The sequence below is a fragment of the Rhizobium sp. CECT 9324 genome (assembly GCF_918741265.1).
In the GTDB taxonomy this organism is placed as follows: Bacteria; Pseudomonadota; Alphaproteobacteria; order Rhizobiales; family Rhizobiaceae; genus Allorhizobium.
In genome coordinates this window covers 3977104-3998513 of record NZ_CAKKMZ010000001.1, presented here as the reverse complement: position 1 = coordinate 3998513, position 21410 = coordinate 3977104, and the positions used below count along the sequence as shown (strand labels likewise).

At 62.6% G+C, this 21410-nt stretch carries 18 protein-coding genes; 2 read left to right on the top strand and 16 right to left on the bottom strand.

The genetic code is table 11. The annotated features are described in order from the left end of the window. Window positions 1-32: 32 nt before the first annotated feature. Entirely contained in the window at window positions 33-1262 is a 1230-nt protein-coding gene (locus LQ231_RS19325) for a Xaa-Pro peptidase family protein (protein WP_230173048.1), read from the top strand. Here LQ231_RS19325 and LQ231_RS19320 read toward each other — a convergent pair whose 3' ends face one another. The 9 genes from LQ231_RS19320 to LQ231_RS19280 all read right to left on the bottom strand — a co-directional run bounded on the left by LQ231_RS19320 (window position 1263) and on the right by LQ231_RS19280 (window position 9850). Next, window positions 1263-1610: a cupin domain-containing protein gene (locus tag LQ231_RS19320; RefSeq protein ID WP_113143007.1), complete on the bottom strand. Its 348-nt coding sequence runs from the start codon at window positions 1608-1610 to the stop codon at window positions 1263-1265. Beyond that, entirely contained in the window at window positions 1603-2271 is a 669-nt protein-coding gene (locus LQ231_RS19315) for a cysteine hydrolase (RefSeq protein ID WP_230173046.1), read from the bottom strand. The genes LQ231_RS19320 and LQ231_RS19315 overlap by 8 nt, the downstream gene beginning before the upstream one ends. Further along, window positions 2271-3755 (bottom strand): ABC transporter ATP-binding protein, encoded by a 1485-nt coding sequence (locus LQ231_RS19310; protein ID WP_230173422.1) that lies wholly within the window; start codon window positions 3753-3755, stop codon window positions 2271-2273. The genes LQ231_RS19315 and LQ231_RS19310 overlap by 1 nt, the downstream gene beginning before the upstream one ends. 68 nt (window positions 3756-3823) lie before the next feature. Beyond that, a complete protein-coding gene (locus tag LQ231_RS19305; protein ID WP_230173044.1) occupies window positions 3824-4879 on the bottom strand; it encodes a ring-opening amidohydrolase in 1056 nt (351 codons plus the stop codon). After that, entirely contained in the window at window positions 4879-5580 is a 702-nt protein-coding gene (locus LQ231_RS19300) for an isochorismatase family cysteine hydrolase (RefSeq protein ID WP_230173042.1), read from the bottom strand. The genes LQ231_RS19305 and LQ231_RS19300 overlap by 1 nt, the downstream gene beginning before the upstream one ends. 11 nt (window positions 5581-5591) lie before the next feature. Next, window positions 5592-6608, bottom strand: coding sequence for a formamidase (locus LQ231_RS19295; protein WP_230173040.1), 1017 nt, complete (start codon window positions 6606-6608; stop codon window positions 5592-5594). A 22-nt stretch (window positions 6609-6630) separates the two neighbouring features. Beyond that, window positions 6631-7557, bottom strand: a complete 927-nt coding sequence (locus LQ231_RS19290) for an ABC transporter permease (RefSeq protein WP_230173038.1) — start codon at window positions 7555-7557, stop codon at window positions 6631-6633. Next, complete coding sequence (locus LQ231_RS19285; RefSeq protein ID WP_230173036.1) at window positions 7557-8705, bottom strand: ABC transporter permease; 1149 nt, start codon at window positions 8703-8705, stop codon at window positions 7557-7559. Before LQ231_RS19285 ends, LQ231_RS19290 begins: the two co-directional genes overlap by 1 nt. A gap of 20 nt (window positions 8706-8725) precedes the next feature. Further along, window positions 8726-9850, bottom strand: coding sequence for a BMP family ABC transporter substrate-binding protein (locus LQ231_RS19280; RefSeq protein ID WP_230173035.1), 1125 nt, complete (start codon window positions 9848-9850; stop codon window positions 8726-8728). Window positions 9851-10124: 274 nt separating this feature from the next. On the opposite strand from LQ231_RS19280, the gene LQ231_RS19275 reads away from it, so the two are divergent. Then, on the top strand, window positions 10125-10805 hold the full coding sequence (locus LQ231_RS19275) for a GntR family transcriptional regulator (protein WP_113143015.1): 681 nt from the start codon (window positions 10125-10127) through the stop codon (window positions 10803-10805). Window positions 10806-10810: 5 nt separating this feature from the next. Here the strand turns inward: LQ231_RS19275 and cysG are convergent, their stop codons facing one another. From cysG to LQ231_RS19240, 7 genes are all read right to left on the bottom strand, one after another. Next, entirely contained in the window at window positions 10811-12373 is a 1563-nt protein-coding gene (cysG, locus tag LQ231_RS19270; protein WP_230173033.1) for a siroheme synthase CysG, read from the bottom strand. Then, window positions 12345-15002 carry a nitrate reductase gene (locus tag LQ231_RS19265; protein ID WP_230173032.1) on the bottom strand — a complete coding sequence of 886 codons (2658 nt, stop codon included), beginning with the start codon at window positions 15000-15002 and terminating at the stop codon, window positions 12345-12347. Before LQ231_RS19265 ends, cysG begins: the two co-directional genes overlap by 29 nt. A gap of 251 nt (window positions 15003-15253) precedes the next feature. Then, window positions 15254-15583 (bottom strand): nitrite reductase small subunit NirD, encoded by a 330-nt coding sequence (gene nirD, locus LQ231_RS19260; protein WP_230173031.1) that lies wholly within the window; start codon window positions 15581-15583, stop codon window positions 15254-15256. A 148-nt stretch (window positions 15584-15731) separates the two neighbouring features. Then, a complete protein-coding gene (gene nirB / locus LQ231_RS19255; protein ID WP_230173030.1) occupies window positions 15732-18179 on the bottom strand; it encodes a nitrite reductase large subunit NirB in 2448 nt (815 codons plus the stop codon). A 5-nt stretch (window positions 18180-18184) separates the two neighbouring features. Beyond that, a complete protein-coding gene (locus LQ231_RS19250; protein WP_230173029.1) occupies window positions 18185-18982 on the bottom strand; it encodes an ABC transporter ATP-binding protein in 798 nt (265 codons plus the stop codon). Between the two features lie 13 nt (window positions 18983-18995). Further along, window positions 18996-19907 (bottom strand): nitrate ABC transporter permease, encoded by a 912-nt coding sequence (ntrB, locus tag LQ231_RS19245; RefSeq protein WP_230173028.1) that lies wholly within the window; start codon window positions 19905-19907, stop codon window positions 18996-18998. Between the two features lie 124 nt (window positions 19908-20031). Further along, entirely contained in the window at window positions 20032-21330 is a 1299-nt protein-coding gene (locus LQ231_RS19240) for a CmpA/NrtA family ABC transporter substrate-binding protein (protein WP_230173027.1), read from the bottom strand. Window positions 21331-21410 lie beyond the last annotated feature (80 nt).

Below are 21410 nucleotides of genomic sequence, written 5' to 3'. Positions count from 1 at the left end.
CTAAGGTCGGGACGATCAACAGGATGGAAGATGTGAGCAATCTTGACCGGATGCGAGCCCAGAGACTTCTTCAGGCGGAGGCAGCCGATGCGTTGGTCCTCTTCCAGCCGGAAGCGTTTCGCTATGCGACGGGTGCGAGCGCCGGGGTGGCAACGATGTGGGGACGGGCAGGTTCGGCCATTGCGCTTGTGCCTGCGGACGCTGGCTCTCAGATGGCTGTCGTCGTCAGCGATCATGCCGCAGGCGCGGTCCGCCGAAGCTTGGGCGAGGCCGATATCCGGACACACCGGATCTGGATTGACAGTGTCGGCCTTCGAGGCGAAAGCGATCTTGCCGGTGTGAATGCTGCCTACCGCCAGGCCGGCAATGTCGGCCCGCGACCGGAAACATTCGATCAGGATGCCTGTTTCCGCCTGCTCGGCGATCTGCTTTGCGACCGGAGCCTTGCCCGCGCGCGCATCGCTGTCGATCTGGAGTTCATGCCGGCGGCGGACTTCCTGTCGCTGAAAGCAATATTGCCGGATGTGACCTGGCTTGATGGCTCGAGCGTTCTGCGACGGCTGCGCGTGGTCAAGACGCCGACCGAAATCACCTGGCTGAGACAGGCTTCGCGGGCGGCGGAAGCGGGCCTTGTCCGCATGCGGGAGACGATCGCCGCCGGCGTGCCGCTTTCTGCCTTGTCAGCCGCATGGCTCGCGGGCGCGCAATCCGAGGCTCACGCCCAGGGCTACGGACTGAGCGGGCATTGGGACTATATTTCGGTCGGTGCCGATCTTGGCGACAGCCGGGCGGTCGTAACGCCGGGCGCAATGATCAAGGCCGATGTCGGGACGCTGGTGGAAGGCTATTCCTCGGATGGCGCGCGAACCTTCTGCCTTGGAAAGCCTACAGCGCTTGCCGGCGACATCTTCAAGGCTCTCGAGCAGGCCTTTGCCGTCGGGCTCGAACACATGCGGCCCGGCAACAGTTTCGGTGCGGTGCACGCGGCGATGCTCGGTTCCATGCGCCGGGACGGTTTTGACGAGTATTACCGTGGCCATTTCGGCCATTCGGTCGGCGGCAGCGTCGGCATCGAGGAATGGCCGTTCTTCTCGCATGACAATGGCGAAGTCATCGAGCCGAACATGGTTGTGGCGCTGGAGGCGCCGTTTTATGCGCAAGGGCTCGGGGCACTGATGATCGAGGACCAGTTCCTGGTCACGCAGACGGGTGCCGAATGCATGAATGCACTGCCGCGTACCCTGGTCGAGCTTTCAGCCTGATCAGGCTTCGGCGAGAATGGTGACCGGCCGGTCCCACTGGATCAGTACGACGCATCCGGTATCGCTCCAGACAGAATGCTCGCTGCCCTTGGTGTTGACGACATAACAGCCTGGACCGTAGTCGCCCGCCTCATCCGACTGCGTCCCCTGCAGGACAAGGATCGTTTCCAGTCCTTCATGCCGGTGGCGCGGCACAGACGCACCGGCCTCGTATTTCAATAGCGCCACGCCGGGCTGGTCGTCCCTGAACGGTGTGATCCAGTGAATGGTTACGCCGTCGCGGAACGGGCCGAAATCGAGGCTCTTCCAGCCGCCGTTCGTCAGGCTTTCACGGGTGGTCTCAGGCATGCATCAATCCCTTCAGGAGGTCGTCGATATGGGCCGTCCAGCCGACTATGCCGCCTTGAGCGCGGATCATGTCGAGGGCGGCCTGCTTGAAATGCGGGAAATAACTGGCCGTCGCCTCTTCGACGATCAGGCATTCATAGCCGCGATCATTGGCCTCGCGCATGGTGGTCTGGACGCAGACTTCCGTGGTCACGCCGGCAAAGATCAGCTGCGTGATACCGCGTTCCTGCAGATCATCACTGAGCGAAGTGGCATAGAACGCGCCCTTTCCGGGCTTTTCGATCACCAGTTCTCCCGCGATGGGCTCAAGTTCAGGCAGGATCGCCGTGCCGGGTTCGCCGGCGATGAGAATCCGGCCCATCGGCCCGACATCGCCGATCCTCAGGCTTGGGTTGCCGCGATTGCGCTTGGCCGGTGGCAGGTCGGAGAGATCGGGGCGATGGCATTCCTGGGTGTGGATCACCGGAAGACCGGCATGGCGAAAGCCTTCGATCAGGCGCTTGACGTCCGGCACGATCACTGAGACATGGCTGACGTCATTGCCCAGCGTTTCGCCGAAGCCGCCGGGCTCGGCGAAATCGCGCTGCATATCGATGACAATCAGTGCCACCTGGTCGCGCTTCAGGGGAAAGGCGAAGGGCAGGGCCTTGATATCCGGCATCAGTGATGTCCCGCCATATGAGCGCCGATGACGGAAATGTCGGCTTCGCGCGCTGGGGTTTCATATACCAGCTTGCCATCGGACATGACGAAGATGCGGTCGGACATCTCCATCAGTTCGTCGAGATCTTCGGAAATCAGCAGCACGGCCGTGCCGCCATTGCGGGCTTTCATGATGCGCGAGCGGATCTCGGCAACGGCCGAGAAATCCAGGCCGAAACAGGGGTTGGAGACGACCAGGAGATCAACATCGCCGGTCAGTTCGCGGGCGAGCACGGCACGCTGGACATTGCCGCCCGACAACGAGGCGATGGGGGATGCCGGTGATGCCGTCTTGACCTTGAAATCACCGATCAGCTTTCCGGCAAGGCGGCGCATGGCGCGTCCGTCAAGCCAGCGGGTCTCGCGGCCGTCGGTCTTCAGGTCGAATGTGCGGAAGGAGAGGTTTTCGGACACGCTCATTTTCGGTGCGCAGGCGTTCTGCAGCGGTTCTTCCGGGATGAAGCGAACATTGTTGGCGCGGGTTTCGGCGCGTGTTGCACCGTAAGGCTTGCCCTTGACCGCGACATTGCCGGCATTTGGCGGGCGCTGGCCGGCGAGGATTTCCGACAGTTCCTTCTGGCCGTTGCCGGATATGCCGGCGATGCCGACAATTTCGCCGGAATGCACGATGAGTTTGTCGATCTCGATGGTTTTCAAGCCGCTTCGGTCCGGTGCCCTGATACTGCTGAGAGACAGAATCTGGGCCGCTCCTCCATTGACGGGCAGGCGGGTGTCGAGTTCGGCAAGCTTGACGTCGCCGATCATCATCGCAGCCATCTCCCGGGTCGACAGTTCGGAGGTCTTGCCGCCACCGGTCAGTTTGCCCTTGCGCAGAACCGAGACGGCATCGGCAAACTTGGTGACTTCATGAAACTTGTGGCTGATCATCAGCACGGTCAGTTCGCCGCTCTGGGTCAGGCCGCGGACCAGACCCAACATGTCGTCGGCTTCGGCCGGCGTCAGGACAGAGGTCGGTTCGTCGAGCACGAGAAAGCGGCGACCGAGATAGAGCTGTTTGATGATCTCGAGCTTCTGCTTTTCACCGGCTGCAAGTTCGGCGACCGGGCGGTGCAGCGGGATCTCGAAGGGCATGGTCTGCATGAACGCGGCAAGCGCCTTCTTTTCCTGTACCCAGTTGATCACGGCCGGCACTTCGCTGCGGCTGATCACCAGGTTCTCGGCGCCGGTCAGGGACGGGACGAGGGTGAAATGCTGGTAGACCATGCCGAGGCCAAGGGCTGCCGCATCGCGCGGCGAGGCGACGGACACTTCCCGGTCATCGACCATCAACTGCCCTGATGTCTGGCGATAAAAGCCCATGATGCATTTGACCAGGGTCGACTTTCCGGCACCGTTTTCGCCGAGCAGGGCATGGAAGGAGCCCGGTTCGACCTTGATCGAGACATGGTCGAGCGCGGTGAATGCGCCGAAGCGCATGGTCATGTCGACCGTCTCGATACCGACGGCGGGTATCTCTTTCGTACGAAGGATCTCACCGATAATGTTCACGGTCACTGCTCCTTTTCAACGATGATGGCGACAGGTCCGCCACCGGGTGGGCCCTGATGTTCGGCACCACCCGAGACGTAAAGATCGGTCATGCCGAAGATGCCGGCGAGAACGCCGCCGACAAAGGCGCGGGCATGGCGGGTGGCGGAAATGTCGGAATCGTCGAGCATGGTGTGGCGGCGTCCGCGTACGGATCCGCTCGGATCCGGCTCGGCCTTGGCCAGTACCGCCTTCAACTGAGCGTCCTGCGGCAGGCGCTCGCGGGCGGCGCGCACGGATGCGGTATCAATCGCGTCCTGCATCACCGCATGGTCGATGGCGAGCGGGCCTGACCATGTTTCGCTCATGCCGAGCACGATGATCTCATGGTCGGTCAGTTCGACGCCGGCCGAGGTGGAGGCGCAGCCGGAATAGATGTGAAAGCTGTTGCCGATATCGGCGTCGGTGATCGCATCTTCGGCGATTTCCCCCAGAGCAACGGCGGCGCCGAGCGCCGATGCGCCGCGGGAAAAGCCCATCGACTTCAGGGTGTCGCGGGTCACCGTCGTTTCGCCGGATGCCTGCGCATCCGCCACCCGTCTTGCAGTCAGCAGGGGGCACTTGATCTGGACGAAATGTACGTCCCTGGGGCTTGTTATGCCGGCATCCTTCATCGCCTGACGGACAGCTTCGGCGACCATCGTCACCTGGTCCTTGCGGCCGAGCTGGACAGGGGCAAGGTCGGGCGTTCTCGACACGCCGATCGCCAGCGCGCGCGCGGCGGGTGCATCCGATCTTTCGCGGGCAAATACCGTCCAGTGTGGAGAAAGAGCGCCTTCGGTGCCGCCGGACATGATGATCGACACGCCTTCGACACCATGTCGGGCAAACAGCTTTTCGAAGGACTGCGTAGCATAGCCGCGGCTGAAATCATTGACGCAACCATTGCCTTCTGTTTTGCCGAGAATGGCGACGACGTTTGCCGGCGCAAGGCCAGCGGAGAATAACGCTTCGACGCCCGAGACATCGTCCGGGGCGTCGGCTGAAACGCGGTAGACCTGTGCACGCCAGGAGGCCATCAGGGCAGGGCCTCGACCAGCTTTGCGGAGTTGGACACCGAACCGAAGACGCCGCCCTGCATCTTGACCATCTTGATTGCGGCAAGATGGTTGCTGTAGTCGGTGGCGCCGCAGCAGTCTTCCAGCAAAAGGCATTCGAAGCCGCGGTCGTTTGCTTCGCGCATCGTGGTGGAGACGCAGACATCGGTGGTGATGCCGGTCAGGATGATGTTTTCAATGCGCTTCTGGTTGAGGATCAGTTCGAGATCGGTGGCGCAGAAGGAACCCTTGCCGGGCTTGTCGATGATGGTTTCGCCCTCAAGCGGATAGAGTTCCTCGATGATGTCCCAGCCGGGTTCGCCGCGCACGAGGATGCGGCCACAGGGGCCGGCGTCGCCGATGCCGGCGCCGATGCGTTGCGAGCGCCAGCGCTTGTTGGCGGGAAGATCGGCGAGGTCGGGGCGATGGCCTTCGCGGGTGTGGATGATGTGGTAACCCTTGGCACGCATGGCGGCCAGAACCGTCTTGATCGGTTCGATCGGCGCCTGGACCAGCGACAGGTCGTAACCCATATGGTCGACATAACCGCCGGGCCCACAGAAATCGGTCTGCATGTCGATGATGATCAGGGCAGTGTTGTCGGGCCTGAGCTTGCCGTTATATGGCCAGTTGTAGGGATCGCCGTCGATATAGTGGGTGTTGGTCTCGATCATCGCATCCATCGATTGTTCTCCTATTCCCCGGCGAGCTTGAAGGTTTCGCCATAGCGGCGATGTGGCGTGTCGAAGCCGCAGGACGTGCCGTCGGTCACCTTGACCTGGTCTTCCCATGGCAGGCGGTACGTCCCGGCGATCAGGTCATGCATGTAGGTGTAGGGCGCATCCTGCGCGCCGCCGGCAACGGCGACATAGCCGCGATGGCCGAACTGATAGATGTTGTTTTCGACGCCCCAGCCAAGGCGGGCTTCGCGCACCAGATCGGGGCGAACCTCCGCGGTGATGATCTCGTTGACCCGTCCGCTGGTGCCATGGGCGATGATCGTGCCGTCGAAATTGCAGATCATGCCTTCGCCCATGCTGTCGAACGTGCCGTCAGAGCCGCACATGCAGACATTGGCGGTGACCATGAGGTTGCAGAAGGCATTCGACTGATTGGTGAATTTCCAGCTGTCGCGGATCGGCGCGGTATAACCGGCCGTGCGGATCATGATCTCGGCACCCTTGTAGGCGCATTCGCGGGCCATTTCCGGGAACATGCCATCATGGCAGATGATCAGGGCGATCTTCGCACCCTTCGGACCCTCGATGACGGGGATGCCCAGGTCGCCGGGCTCCCAAGGTTCAACGGGGACCCAGGGATGCATCTTGCGATAATAGAGTTTCAAGTCGCCCTGGTCGTCGATGATGATGCCGGAATTGTAGGGCATGCCGCCGGGATTGAGCTCCATGATCGAGAAGCAGCCCCAGATGCGGTTCGTCTTGCAGGCGGACTTGAAGGCCGCGACTTCCGGGCCGTCGAGCGTGCACATTATCTCCGGATTGATATCCATCGACAGGCCATGCAGGGCATATTCCGGGAAGACGACGAGATCCATGCCTGGCTGGTTGCGCCGGGCCTTGCCGACCAGATCGACGATCACCTGGGTCTGGCGCGCCAGATCTGCTTTCGTCACCGTGTTGGGCAATTGCAGTTGAACGAGGCCGATGCCGACGCCGTGTTCGGATTTGTTCAGTCCACCCAATCCGTTCATGGAAATGTTCCTTGTGGTCGAGTTATTTGGTGAGCGACAGCGCACCGGGCGCGCCGGTCAGCGAGCGGGTTGGGGACGATGTCGCGATCATAATGATGAGCGTCAGCACGTAAGGCGCTGCGTAGAAAAGATAGTAGCCCTCCGTGACGCCGACCGATTGCAGGGCCGGGCCGAGCGCGCCGGCACCGCCGAAGAGCAGCGATGAAAGCAGGCAGCCGATCGGGTTCCATCGGGCAAAGATCACCAGAGCTACAGCCATCAGGCCCTGGCCGGAGGAGATGCCTTCGTTCCAAGAACCAGGATAGAAGAGCGAGAGATAGGCGCCGCCGACAGCCGCAAGCGCGCCACCCACGGCTGTTGCCAGGAGACGGATGGTGTCTGGATTGAGGCCCATGGCGCGGGCCGCATCGGAACTGTCGCCGACAACGCGCAGGATGAGGCCGAGGCGCGTATTGCGCAGGGCCCAGGAGAGGGCAAAAGCGAGCGCGATGCCGAGAATGAACAGCACGTTGATGTTCAGGGCCGCCTGGATTTGCGGATAGCTCGACCAGCCGCCAAAGGCGATCGACGGCAGTTTGGGTGCCGAGGGCTGGATGAACGGCTTGCCGAGGAAAAAGGCAATGCCCAGGCCGAACTGCATCATGGCGATGCCGATGGCGATGTCGTTGACCTTGGGGAATTTGCAGATGAAGCCGTGCAGCAGGCCGAAGAGCGAGCCGGCCAACATGGCGGCCAGCACACCCAGCCAGGGCGAACCGGTCATGACGGCGGTGCCATAGGCGGCCATGGCGCCGAAGACCAGCGTGCCCTCAAGGCCGAGGTTGATGCGGCCGGAGCGTTCGGTGATCATTTCGCCGAGGCTGACGAAGATGAACGGCGTCGAGACGCGGATGGCGCCGGCGATGATGGCAAGGGGGATGCCCCAGAGGCCGATATCGGTTCCGTCCATCAGGCTGCTCCCTTGCTGGCGTCCGGCTGTTTCCAGAGATCGGGGTTGAAGATCTTGAAGCGGCCGTAGAGGGTTTCGGAAAAGAGGACGGCGATGAACAGCGTGCCCTGGAGCACGAGCACCGTGGCATCCGGCAGCGCCATGCGGCGCTGGATCAAGCCGCCGGAGGCGTCGATGCCGCCGAGCAGAATGGCGACCGGAATGATGGCCAGCGGATTGTGGCGGGCGAGGAAGGCGACGAGGATGCCGGTATAACCATAGCCGGCCGCCAGCGAGCCATTGGCGCTGCCCTGAACGGCGGCGACCTCGATCATGCCGGCGAGACCGGCAAAGGCGCCGGCGAGAAACGTAAAGCCGACGATCAGCCGGCCGACGGGCAGGCCCTGGATCTGGGCGGCCCGCATGTTGCCGCCGGCGATGCGGGCGGCAAAGCCGCTCGTCGTCCATTCGATGACGATATAGGAAATGATGCAGGCGACGATGCCGACGGCAAAGCCCCAATGCACGTCCATCCCGGGGATCTTGCCGAGCATGTATTCGGCGGAAAGCGGCGTCGTCGATGGCTTGTTGAGGCTTGCCGGATCCCTCAGCGGGCCTTCGATCAGCTGGTTCATCAGAGCGATGGCGATATAGGCAAGCAGCAGCGAGGCGATGGTTTCGTTGACTCCACGATAGTGGCGCAGGAAGCCGGACAGGCCGATCCAGATGCCACCGATCACCATGGCGGCGATGCCCATGGTGATCCACAAGAGCAGAGGAGGCACCAGGCCGACGATCGGCAGGGCAATCGCTGCAGCGGCGACACCGCCGAGAACGACGGCGCCTTCGGCCCCGATCACGGTAAGGCCGAGACGCGCCGGCAAGGCGACGCAGAGTGCGGTGAGCAGCAGGGGGGCTGCGCGGCTGAGGGCGTTCTGGATCGAGAACCAGCTGCCGAAGCCGCCAGCATACATCAGTTGAAAAAGCTGGAGCGGCGACTTGCCGACTACGGCAATGAAGACCGAGAAGATGCCTAGTCCGACGATCACCGCCAAAAGCGCGATGGCGAGGGGTTCGGCGCGCCGTGCCGCCCATTCGATAGCAGGCCGAAGATCTCCGGCCTGCACCGGGGGTGGAACGAGGCTCTGACTGTTTATTTCCAAGGTCATTACCGCCGCTCCCGCGCGCTTCAGGATGTCGAGCCGATAACGCCCTCGACGAGATAGCCCATGCTTTCGAGCTCGATCGCGTCTTCCGCCAGATCGGCGGTGACGACGACCGTCCCCTTGTTGTCCTTCAGGCCGCTTTTGAACACGGAGAAGCCGCCCTTCATCATTTCCGCCTGTGTCGCCTCGAACTTGGTGCGCGCTTCGGCCGAGACGGCCGGGCCGAGCGGGCTCATCTTGACGAAGCCGTCCTTCAGGCCGCCGCGGACGAAATTGCCGAGTTTTTCGCCGGCCTGCGCCTTGTTGACGAAGTCTGTGTAGACATTGCCCCAGGCCCATTCGGCGCCGGTCAGGTATTTTTCAGGCGCCAGCGGGCTCTGGTTGGCATGGTAGCCGCAGACGAAGGCGCCGCGACCGGCGGCGGTCTCGACAACGACCTTCGGGCTGTCGACATGGCAGGTGATGACGTCAGCGCCCTGGTCGATCAATGCGTTGGTGGCTTCGGCTTCCTTGACGGCGAGTGACCATTCGCCGGTGAAGATGACCTGGCAGGTGATGGTCGGATCGACGGTGCGGGCGCCGAGCAGGAAGGAGTTGATATTCTGCACTACCTGCGGGATCGGCTTGGCGGCGACGAAGCCGATCTTCTTGCTCTTCGAGGCGTAGCCGGCGGTGATGCCGTTCAGATACTGGCCCTGGCCGATATAGCCGAAGTAAGAGCCGGTGTTCATCGGGTTCTTGCCCTCCTGCCACAGGCCGCCGCAATGGCGGAACTGGACGTCGGGATATTTCTCGGCCATGGCGAGCATATGGGGGTCGAAGTAGCCGAAGGAGGTCGGGAAGACGAGCGTCGCGCCATCCAGGTTGATCATCGATTCCATCGTCTTCTGGACATCGACGGTTTCCGGTACGTTCTCTTCCTCGACAACGGTAACGCCGGCCATGCTTTTCAAGACTGTGGCACCCTCGGCATGGGCCTGGTTGTAGCCATAGTCATCTTTCGGCCCGACATAGATGAAGCCGACGGTGAGGGCCGCCTGCGCCATGGCGGGCGAGAGGAAGGCGTTGGGAGCAAGCGCCGCGCCAGCAACACCGGCGACGGAAGTCTTGAGGAATGTTCTGCGGGTAACGGACATAAGCTTGGTCATCGAAGTTCCCCTTATCTGGCGTTTGCCATTCTTGAATTCAGCAATAAAGTGTATGCAATCGGCGTGCCAGAGACGTAAGTGTTTGATAAAATGAGAGCCGACCGCATATGCTTTGCGACAAGATCAAACTGTATGCAGTTTGAGAGATGGCATGGTTAGGAAATAGGCAGCCATTTCGGCGACGGCTGGGCAGTGGTGTGCCTGCAGCGCTGCGCCGGTTTGACTTGGGCGTGGTGCTTTGGCATGTGTATGCAGTAACAACGTGGGATCGCCTGTGAACAAGCCTGAGAAGAAAGCCGTCATCCGTGCCGGTACGACCGTCGAGCAGATGGTGCGGGCGATCGCGGACCTGATCATTACCGGCAGCCTGGAGCCCGGCGAGAAGATGGACGAGGGCTCGCTGGCCTCGCGCTTTGAGGTGTCGCGCACGCCGGTGCGCGAAGCCTTGCGGGAACTTTGTGCCATGGGCCTCGTCGACCGCCAGCCGAACAAGCGGGCGGTGGTCACCAATGTCAGCGGTAGTTCTCTCAACTCGATGTTCGAGGCGATGGCCGAGCTTGAGGGCATATGCGCAAGGCTGTCCGCCGAGCGCATGACCGTTGCCGAGCGCAAACATCTGGAAGAGATGCACCAGGCCTCCAGCCGAATCGTCCGTGCCTCGGCCGACGAAGACTATGCAGCCTACAATACCGAATTTCACACCCAGCTTTATCGCGGGGCACATAACGACCATATCTTGGAGCTCGTCACCCAGACGCGCGCGCGGCTGTCACCGTTTCGACGCGCGCAGTTCCGTCTCGAAGGACGCCTTGCCAAGTCCTGGCGCGAGCATGACGAGATTGTCACCGCGATCCTGCGCGGGGATGCACTTGCCGCCGGCAAATCGGCCTATGAGCATGTCTCGATCGTCAGCGAAGCCAGTGCGACCTTTGCGCGGCCGGGTGTTCCTGCCTAGGGGCCTTACGCTACCCGTATCTCCTGTTGCTCCGAATGCGGCAGCGGTTTTTCAACCGGTGCCTTTGCCCGTGCGGCAAAGGCATTGCCGATGCCGATGAGGATCGGCTCGTCGACGCCGATGATGGCGACGGCCTCGGCGAGGTCATCGAGCGTGCCGGACCAGCGGCGTTCGTTCGGGCGGGTGACGGAGGTGACGATCACGGCGGGGGTCGACGGGGGCATTCCATGTGAGCCCAGCGCTTCGCTGATCTTTTCCGCCGTGCGGCCGCCCATGTAGAAGACGGTGGTGACGGTCGGGTCGGCAAGGCTTGCCCAGTTTGTATTGGCCGGCAGATCGCCATGACGCGAATGGCCGGTAACGAAGCGGACCGATTGCGCATGGTCGCGATGGGTGAGCGAAATACCGAGAGCCGATGCCATGGCGCTGGCGGCCGTAATGCCCGGCACGACATCGACCGGAATGCCTTCGGCTTGCAGGCGGGCGATCTCCTCGCCGGCGCGGCCGAAGATCATCGGATCGCCGGATTTCAACCGGACCACGCGTTTGCCCGCCTTGGCGAAGTTGACCATCATGGCATTGATGTCGTCCTGCTTGCAGCTTTCGCGGCCACCGCGCTTGCCGACCAGCATGCGCTTGGCCTCGCGGCGTGCCAGTTCCAGGACCTCGGATGAAACAAGATCGTCAAAGAGGATGACGTCCGCCGATTGCAGAGCGCGCACTGCCTTCAAGGTCAGCAGTTCGGCATCGCCGGGACCGGCGCCGACCAGCGTGACGCGACCGGTGGCGGGCGCTTCCGACAGGCTTTCGGCCTCAGTCAGAAGCACCCGCTCTACGCCCTCCTCCGGCGATTGGTTGCTGGCGAACGTGTGGTCGACAAAGCGTTCCCAAAAGGTCCGGCGCTGTGGTCCGGGCGCCAGGCGTTCGTTGACCCGCTCGCGGATGTCGCGCGCCAGTTCGGCCCAGCCCTTTAGGGCTTGCGGCAAAAGCGTCTCGATGCGGCGGCGGATGGCCTGGGCCAGAATGGGAGCTGCGCCATCGGTGGAAATCGACACGATCACCGGCGAACGATTGACGATCGAGCCGAACTGGAACTGGCAGAAGGCCGGCTTGTCGATGACATTGACCGGAACGCCGGCTGCGCGGGCGGCTGTGTGGAAGGATTCGGCTTCTTCGTCAGTTTCGCAATCGGCCAGGGCAAGCGACGCATTTTTGAAGATGTCGGCATGCCAATGGTGGGGGTGGCAAACGATGCCGCCCGTCCGGGTGGGACTACCCCCATCCGTCCTGCCGGACATCTCCCCCTCAAGGGGGGAGATCGGCTCATCGGCCGGCGAATGTGCGTCGATCAGGCTTGCCATGACCTCGGAAAGCTCGTCCTCTGGGCAATAGACATGAACCAGCGCTCCGCAGGCGGCGAGAAGCTCGGCCTTCCATGCGGCGCCATCGGTGCCGCCGGCGACAATCACCGTTTTGCCCTCGAGCGCCCAGAAGACCGGAAGCTTGGCAAGAGGGGCGACCCGCTCGGGCCGCGGGCGCTCATTCGGCTGCGAGAACGTGGCAAGCATCGATGATCCTCCTGATTTCGGAGCGGCATGAGCCGCAATTGGTTCCAGCGGACAATGTGGCGCCAACCGCCTCGACGGTTGAGCAGCCTTGGCGAACAGCGCCTGTGATCTGGTTGACGCCAACCGAAAAGCAGGAGCAGACGATGGCACCTGGATCAGGACGATCGGCGCTTGGCCGGCCGGCGATCACCTCGTAACGCTTGGCGGTTTCAGCCTGTTGCTCGCGCAGTTGGCCGACCAGCCAGTTGCGCGATACGGCGACGGGGCTGGCTGCAACGAAGAGCGCTGCGAGAAACCGCTGGCCGGCAAAGAAGGCAAGGCGGGTGTCGCCGCTGCGTGCATCAGCATAACCCGTGACCCCAACATCGGCGGGAATGGCGAATGCCTTTCGCGCCCAGGCTTCCCAGTCGACCGTGTCGTGTTCGAAACCAAGCTCGATGCGCCAGCCGCCATCAGCCTTAGCAGTGACCCAATAGGCTGCGTCCAGGTGCTGCGGTTTTTCCACGCTGACGGCAAAACCATAGGCCTTTGCCGCATACCGTTTCATCGCGACCGGGACATGCTTCAAGGCGGGTTGGCCGGAAACCGGATCGGTGATCGATGGGACCAGCGCATCGACACGGCCGAGCGAGGACGTTTCCCCCGTCCAGTGCATCGGAACGAAGACCGAGCCGCGGCTCTGGCGTTCGGTGAGCAGCGCGCGGACAATGACGCGGGCACCGTTTTCCGCGGAAAGCTCGACAAGATCGGCGTCGGCAATCCGGTATTGCGCGGCATCCAGCGGGTGGATTTCGGCAAAGGGTTCGGCGATATGGGCCGAAAGCCGGGCGCTTTTTCCGGTGCGCGTCATCGTGTGCCAATGATCGCGCACCCGGCCGGTGTTGAGGATCAGCGGGAAATCGAGGCTGGTGCGCGCCGGCAGCGTTGCAGATGTTGCGACGAAGCGGGCGCGGCGGTCCGCATGATAGAAATGGCCATTGGCGAAGAAGCGCGTTTCGCCGAGTGGCTTGCCAAATTGCTGCGGCCACTGGAAGGGGCGCAGGCTGTCATAGTCGTCCTCGTCAATTGCGGCGTAGGCACCAATGTCGAAATCGCGTTCGCCGTCATTCTCAAAGGCCGACAAAGCCGCATGTTCGGCAAAGATTTCGCCGGGCGTCGCATAGGCAAATGCCGTGTCGTTGCCCATGCGTCTGCCGACTTCGGCAAGCTGCCACCAGTCGGGTCGCGCTTCGCCGGGTGCTGCCAGAAAAGGGCGCTGGCGCGAGATGCGGCGTTCGGAATTGGTGACGGTGCCGGATTTCTCACCCCAGCCGGTGGCCGGCAAAAGAACGTCTGCCAGACGGGCAGTGTCGGTGTACTTGAGGATGTCCGAGACGACGACGAAGGGGCAAGCCTCAAGGGCCGCCTTGACGCGGTCGGCATCCGGCATGGAGACGACCGGATTGGTGGACATGATCCACAGCGCCTTGATGCGGCCATCGGCGACCGCTTCGAACATGTCGACGGCCTTGAGGCCCGCCTTGTCGGAAATGACCGGCGATTGCCAGAAGCGCTGGACCCTTTCGCGATGGCCCGGGTTTTCGATCGCCATGTGTGCGGCCAGCATGTTGGCAAGACCACCGACCTCGCGGCCACCCATGGCATTCGGTTGGCCGGTGAGCGAGAAAGGGCCTATGCCGGGGCGGCCGATGCGGCCCGTTGCCAGATGGCAATTGATGATCGCGTTGACCTTGTCGGAGCCGACGGACGACTGATTGACGCCCTGGCTGTAGCAGGTGACGGACTTTTCCGTCATCTGGAAGAGATGGAAGAATTGGCGGATCTGCATCGCCGGCAGGCCGGTTGCCTCGATCAGGTCGGCCATGGACATGTCCGCTTCAGCAAAAGCCTCGGCGAAGCCATGGGTATGGGCGGCGATATAGCTCTGGTCAATTGCGTTGTGCTGGACGAGATGCGCGAGCAGTCCGTTGAACAGCGCAACATCGCCATCCGGGCGAACCGAAAGGTGGAGATCGGCGATATCGGATGTCGCCGTGCGGCGGGGGTCGATGACGACGACCTTCAGCCCGGGGCGAGCCGCCTTTGCTGCCGCCAGCCGTTGATAGAGGACCGGATGGCACCAGCCCATGTTGGAGCCGACCAGCACGACGAGATCGGCCAGTTCCAGGTCTTCATAGGTGCCGGGGACTGTGTCGGCACCGAATGCGCGGCGATGGCCGGCAACCGAGGAGGCCATGCAGAGGCGGGAATTGGTGTCGATATTGGCCGAGCCTATGAAACCCTTCATCAGCTTGTTGGCGACATAGTAGTCCTCGGTCAGCAACTGGCCGGAGACATAGAAGGCGACCGAGTCCGGCCCATGCTCCGCGATCGTCTGGCGGAACGTCTGCGCCACCATGTCCAGAGCCGTGTTCCAGCTGGTTCTCTCGCCCATGATCTCGGGATGGAGTGCCCGGCCGTCGAGATCAAGCGTCTCGGCAAGCGCCGAGCCCTTGGAACAGAGCCTGCCGAAATTGGCCGGATGGTCCGGGTCGCCCTTGATGCTGACCTTGCCGGCCTCATCGACGCTGGCAATCACGCCGCAGCCGACGCCGCAATAGGGACAGGTGGTCTTGGTTTCAGTGGACATAAAGCCCCCTGACGGCGCGAGTGCCACCCCCCTCTGCCCTGCCGGGCATCTCCCCCACACGGGGGGAGATCGGGCTGCGGCGGCGCTTTGGCGCTTCTGCAGTAACGTATCGGTACAAAGCAGCCGAACCGTTTCGTATCGAGGTCGTTTGGTGAGCTAGGCAACTTGTGTGCGGCATGGTGATCTCCTCCCTTGTGGGGGAGATGCCCGGCAGGGCAGAGGGGGGTATCTGGGCCGCGGACATCATGGTCTCACTCCGCCGCAACCAGCATTGCGTCGAGCGCGATTGCGAGCTGACCGTCGATATTGCGCAGCGGAATGGTCCTGACCTCGCCCTCATCGGCGCCGAGCGCCCTGCCGCTTTCGAGCGAGATGACGAAATTATGCAGCGGGCAGGTGACGGATTTGCCATGCACGATGCCCTGGGAGAGGGGGCCACCCTTGTGCGGGCATTGATCCTCGATAGCGAAGACCTCATTCTCTGCTGTGCGGAAAACGGCGATCTTGCCCTCGGGCGTTTTCACGCAACGCGCGCCACGCAGGGGAATGTCGTCGATATGGCCGATGGCGATCCAGTTCATGGGTTCGTTCCTTGTTGTTCCTTTTCCCTCTCCCCGCCTGCGGGGAGAGGGTCAGGATGAGGGGCAACCAGCACAGCCCCTCATCCCCGGCGCAACGAGTTGCGCCTGCCCCTTCGGACACCTTCTCCCCGCAAGCGGGGAGAAGGGACTATTCCGCCGCCGCCGAAAATTCGACGGTCGCCATCGGCTTGAACTCGTGTTTGTCCTTGCCGGAGACACGCTCCGACCAGGGGTCGACCTGGGCGAAAGACTGGCTGAAGACGAAGCGCTCGTAATAGGCACGGCGCTTTTCCGCGTCGGTCATGATCTGGCGGCGGATCTCGTCATGGCCGATGCGTTTCGCCCATTTGTAGATGCGCTCGAGATAGCGACCCTGCTCGCGATACATCTGGGTGAGCGCTACGATATGCTCGAGCGCCTCATCCTCGGTCTTCACCAGACCCAGGACGTCGGTGCCCTTGATGTCGAGGCCGGCAGCACCGGCGAAATGGATCTCGAAGCCGCTGTCGACGCAGATGACGCCGATATCCTTGCAGGTGGCTTCGGCGCAGTTGCGCGGACAGCCGGATACGGCGAGCTTCAGCTTGGCCGGCGTCCAGGAACCCCACATGAATTTCTCGATGCGGATGCCGAGACCTGTTGAATCCTGCGTGCCGAAACGGCACCAGTCGGAGCCGACGCAGGTTTTCACCGTGCGCAGTCCCTTGGCGTAAGCCTGGCCGGAAATGAAACCGGCCTTGCCGAGATCGGCCCAGACCGCTGGCAGATCTTCCTTCTCGATGCCGAGCAAATCGATGCGCTGGCCGCCGGTGACCTTGACCATCGGGATTTCGAACTTGTCGACGACGTCTGCGATGGCGCGCAGTTCGCTCGCATTGGTCACGCCGCCCCACATGCGCGGCACGACGGAATAGGTGCCGTCCTTCTGGATGTTGGCATGCACACGCTCGTTGATGTAGCGCGACTGGTAGTCGTCGGCATATTCGTCCGGCCAGTCACAGACGAGGTAGTAGTTGAGCGCCGGGCGGCATTTGGCACAGCCGCAGGAGGTCTTCCATTCCAGTTCCTGCATCACGGCGGGAATGGTTTTCAGGCCCTTCGCCTTGATCAGCCGGCGCACGTCGTCATGGCCAAGCTCGGTGCAGGTGCACATGGGCGTGACGGCGGCCGGATTGTAGGTATCGCCCAAAGTCAGGGCCATCAGTTGTTCAACGAGGCCCGTGCAGGAGCCGCAAGAAGCGGATGCCTTGGTATGGGCGCGCACGTCATCCAGCGAGGTCAGGCCCTTGGACGAGATCGTGGAGACGATCTTGCCCTTGCAGACGCCGTTGCAGCCGCAGATTTCTGCATCATCCGGCAAGGCTGCAACGGCCGCCATAGGGTCCAGCGGGGTGCCCCCCTGGTAGGACTGGCCGAAGATCAGGGTGTCGCGCATCTCAGAGATATCGGTTCCGCGCTTCATCAGGTCGAAGAACCAGGAGCCATCCGCCGTCTCGCCATAAAGCACGGCGCCGAGGATCTTGTTGTCCTTCAGCACGAGGCGCTTGTAGACGCCGGCCGAAGCATCGCGTAGCACGATTTCCTCGCGGTCCGGCGCTTCTGCGAAGTCGCCGGCGGAGAAGAGGTTGATGCCGGTGACCTTGAGCTTCGTGTTGACGACGGAGCCGTGATATTCGCTGGTGCCTCCGGTCAGGCGGTCGGCGAGAACCCGGGCGGCCTCATAAAGGGGCGCGACGAGGCCGTAGCAGGTGCCGCGATGTTCGGCGCATTCGCCGAGCGAAAAGATATTGGGGTCCGAGGTCATCATGCCGTCGTCGACGACGATGCCGCGGTTGACGGCGATACCGGCGTCCTTGGCGAGGCTGGAGGCCGGGCGGATGCCGACGGCCATGATCACCATGTCGCCTGCGATGATACGGCCGTCTTCCAGCTCGATGCCCTCGACCCTGTCGGTGCCGAGGATCTGTTTGGTGTTGGCCTTGGTGATGATGTCGATGCCGCGTTCGGTCAGCGCCTTTTCCAAGAGATAGGCGGCGGCCGGGTCGAGCTGGCGTTCCATGATGGTCGGCATCAGGTGGATGACGGTGACATCCATGCCCTGGCGCTTCAGGCCATAGGCCGCTTCCAGGCCGAGCAGGCCGGCGCCGATGACGATCGCGCGGCCCTTGCCCTTGGAAATCTCGAGCATCTTGTCGACGTCGTCGAGATCGCGATACGGCAGGACGCCGGGCAATTGATGGCCGGGAACCGGGATGATGAAGGGCAGCGAGCCAGTGGCGATGACCAGCTTGTCGTAGGGTACCGTGATGCCGTTGGCCGACGTGACCGTCTTCGCATGGCGGTCGATCTCGGCGACCTTTGCGCCCTTGTGCAAGGTCACGCCATGGGTGGCGTACCAGTCGTCATTGTGGATGACGATATCGTCGTAGGATTTTTCGCCGGAGAGGACCGGCGAGAGCATGATGCGGTCGTAGTTGACGCGCGGCTCGGCGTTGAAAATGGTCACGTCGAAATGGCCGGGTGCCTTTTCGAACAGTTCTTCCAGCATGCGACCGGGCGCCATGCCATTACCGATGATAACGAGTTTTTCAGCCATTGATTTCACTCCGCGGCTTCGACGAAGCGGTGGCGTTCGTAGAGGAACTTCAACACGGCTTCGCGGGATTTAAGGTAGGTGCGGTCGGCGGCGAGCGCGATGCGGTCGCGCACCCGCGGGATCGGGACCTCAAGCACTTCCCCGATGCGGGCGGCCGGGCCGTTGGTCATCATGACGATGCGGTCGGATAGCAGCACGGCCTCGTCGACATCATGGGTGATCATGATCATCGTGTTGCCGAGGCGGGAATGGATCTCCATCACGGCGTCCTGCAGATGGGCGCGGGTGAGGGCATCCAGCGCGCCGAAGGGCTCGTCGAGCAGCAGGATCTTCGGCTCCATGGCGAGCGCCCGGGCAATGCCGACGCGCTGTTTCATGCCGCCGGAGATTTCCGCCGGGCGCTTGTCCCTGGCATGACCCATCTGGACGAGATCCAGATTGCGCATCACCCAGTCATGCTTTTCCGCCTTTGTCTTACGGCCGGCAAAGACCTTGGAGACGGCGAGGTTGACGTTTTCGTAGACGGTCAGCCAGGGCAGGAGCGAGTGGTTCTGGAAAACGACGGCGCGTTCCGGGCCGGGTGCGTTGACCTCGACGTTTTCGAGCAGGACAGCGCCCGAGGAAACTCGGGTGAGGCCGGCAATCAGGTTCAGCAGGGTGGACTTGCCGCAGCCGGAATGGCCGATGATCGAGACGAACTCGCCCTTGTCGATGGTCAGGCTGACATCCTTGAGGACTTCCGTCTTCGTACCGGCACGTTCGAAGTTCTTGTCGATATGGTCGATCTTGAGATAGGCGTTCATGGCTATCGTCTCCTCAGTTCTTCGTGGTGCCGCGGGTGATGACACTGCCGAGCAGTCCGACGAGCTTGTCGAGGACGAAGCCGGTCACGCCGATATAGGCGAGCGCCACGATGATGTCGGAGAGACGCGAGGAATTCCACGCATCCCAGATAAAGAAGCCGATGCCGACGCCGCCGGTCAGCATTTCGGCAGCAACGATTGCGAGCCAGGACAGGCCGATGCCGATGCGAAGGCCGGTGAAGATGTAAGGGGCAGCCGCCGGGACCATGATGCGGATGAAGAATTCCAGCGGGTTGAGGCGGAGCACCCGGGCGATGTTGCGGTAGTCGTCCGGAATGTTGCGCACGCCGACCGCGGTGTTGATGATCACCGGCCAGATCGAGGTGATGAAGATGACGAAGATCGCGGACGGGTTGGAGTTCTGGAACGCGGCCAGCGACAGCGGCAGCCAGGCGAGCGGCGGCACGGTGCGCAGGATCTGGAAGATCGGGTCGAGACCGCGCATGGCCCAGACCGACTGGCCGACGACGGCACCAAGGAAGACGCCGACGACGGCGGCAAGGCCAAAGCCGATCGCCACCCGCTGCAGCGAGATCAGAACACGCCAGGCAAGGCCGATATCCTGCGAGCCATAGTCAAAGAACGGAAAGGCAATCAGGTCATAGCTGTCGATCCAGACCTGCGACGGTGGCGGCAGGGTGGCGCCAGGATGCGAGCAGGCGATCTGCCAGATGGCCAGCAGCGCGATCAGCACCACGAGCGGCGGCAATACATTGCGACAGATGGCCGCCAGTGCCGGCTGGATGTTAAGCTTGCGGGCCGGGCGCTGCGCCATCACGACGACTGTCGCGCTTTTGTCAGACGACACTTGGGACACCGTTTTCGGTGTCGCCGTCTGGTCTGCCTTGCGGGCTGTTGCGGTCATGGTGTGATCCTCTTTCGAGTGGTGTTCGTTGTGGTGAAGCGTAGCCCCACATCCTCCTGCCACACTCCCCTCGCCCCGCTTGCGGGGAGAGGGTGGCGGCAGCCGGGTGAGGGGCAATGCCGCTTTACGCCCCGGCCTTGATCGACAGGCTGTCGAGATAGGTCTGCGGATTTTCCGGATCGAAGACCTTGCCGTCGAAGAAGGTTTCCGGTCCACGCGAGCTCGATGCAGGGATGTCGGCGGCGGCGATGCCGAGGTCGGCGGCTGCCGCGCGCCAGATGTCCTCGCGGTTGACCTTGTCGACCAGCGCCTTGATGTCTGTGTCGGCTGCGAACTTGCCCCAGCGGATGTTCTCGGTGAGGAACCAGGCGTCATGGCTCTTGAACGGATAGGAGGCGTGGTCCTTCCAGAACTTCATCTCGAGCCCGGTGTTTTCGACGAGGCGATCGTTGCCGTAGTTGATCGTGCCCTTGAGGCGACCGGCGACATCCTTCGGCGGCACGTTGAACCACTGGCGCTTGCCGAGGATCGCCGACATCTCTTCCTTGTTGTCCATGCTGTCGGCCCAGATCTGGGCTTCCATCACGGCCATCATCAGCGCCTTCGCGGCATTCGGGTTCTTCTCGATCCATTCGGTGCGCAGGCCGAGCGCCTTTTCCGGATGGCCCTTCCACAGCTCGCCCGTGGTGCAGGCGGTAAAGCCGATGCCCTGATTGACGAGCTGCTCGTTCCAGGGTTCGCCGACACAGAAGGCGTCCATGTTGCCGACCTTCATGTTGGCAACCATCTGCGGCGGCGGCACGACGATGGTGGAGACGTCCTTGTCCGGATCGATGCCGCCGGCGGCCAGCCAATAGCGGATCCAGAGATCATGCGTGCCGCCGGGGAAGGTCATGGCGACCTTGATCTCGTTGCCGGCAGCTTTTTTGGCGGCGAAGGCTTCCTTGAGCTTGGAGGCATCGAGCTGCACGCCGGTCTCGGCATATTCCTGGGCAACCGAAATGCCCTGGCTGTCGAGATTCAGCCGGGCGACGATCGACATCGGCACCGGCACATTATTCTGCGTCACCTTGCCGGTTTCCATCAGGTAGGGCATTGGGGTGAGGATATGCGCGCCGTCTATGCCGTTGGCCTCGCCGCCGAGCACGAGATTGTCGCGGGTGGCGCCCCAGGAGGCCTGCTTGAGCACTTCGACATCGGCCATGCCGTGCTTCGCGAAGAAGCCTTTTTCCTTGGCGATGATCAGCGGTGCCGCATCGGTGAGCGCGATGTAGCCGAGCTTCAGCCCGGTGACTTCAGGGCCGGCGGATGCCGCGAAGGCGCCGGATGGGAAGGCGGAGCGCACCGCGCTGACCAATGCGGCCGCGGCGGTGGTCTTGAGGATATTGCGACGGCTGATGCCCAATCCTGTAGTCTTCGTCATTGTGCGTGTCCCTCTGGTGGTGACGGAGATCCGGAAAAACAAAAAAAGCCGCCCGGTTTTTGCGTCCACGGGAAAGGAGG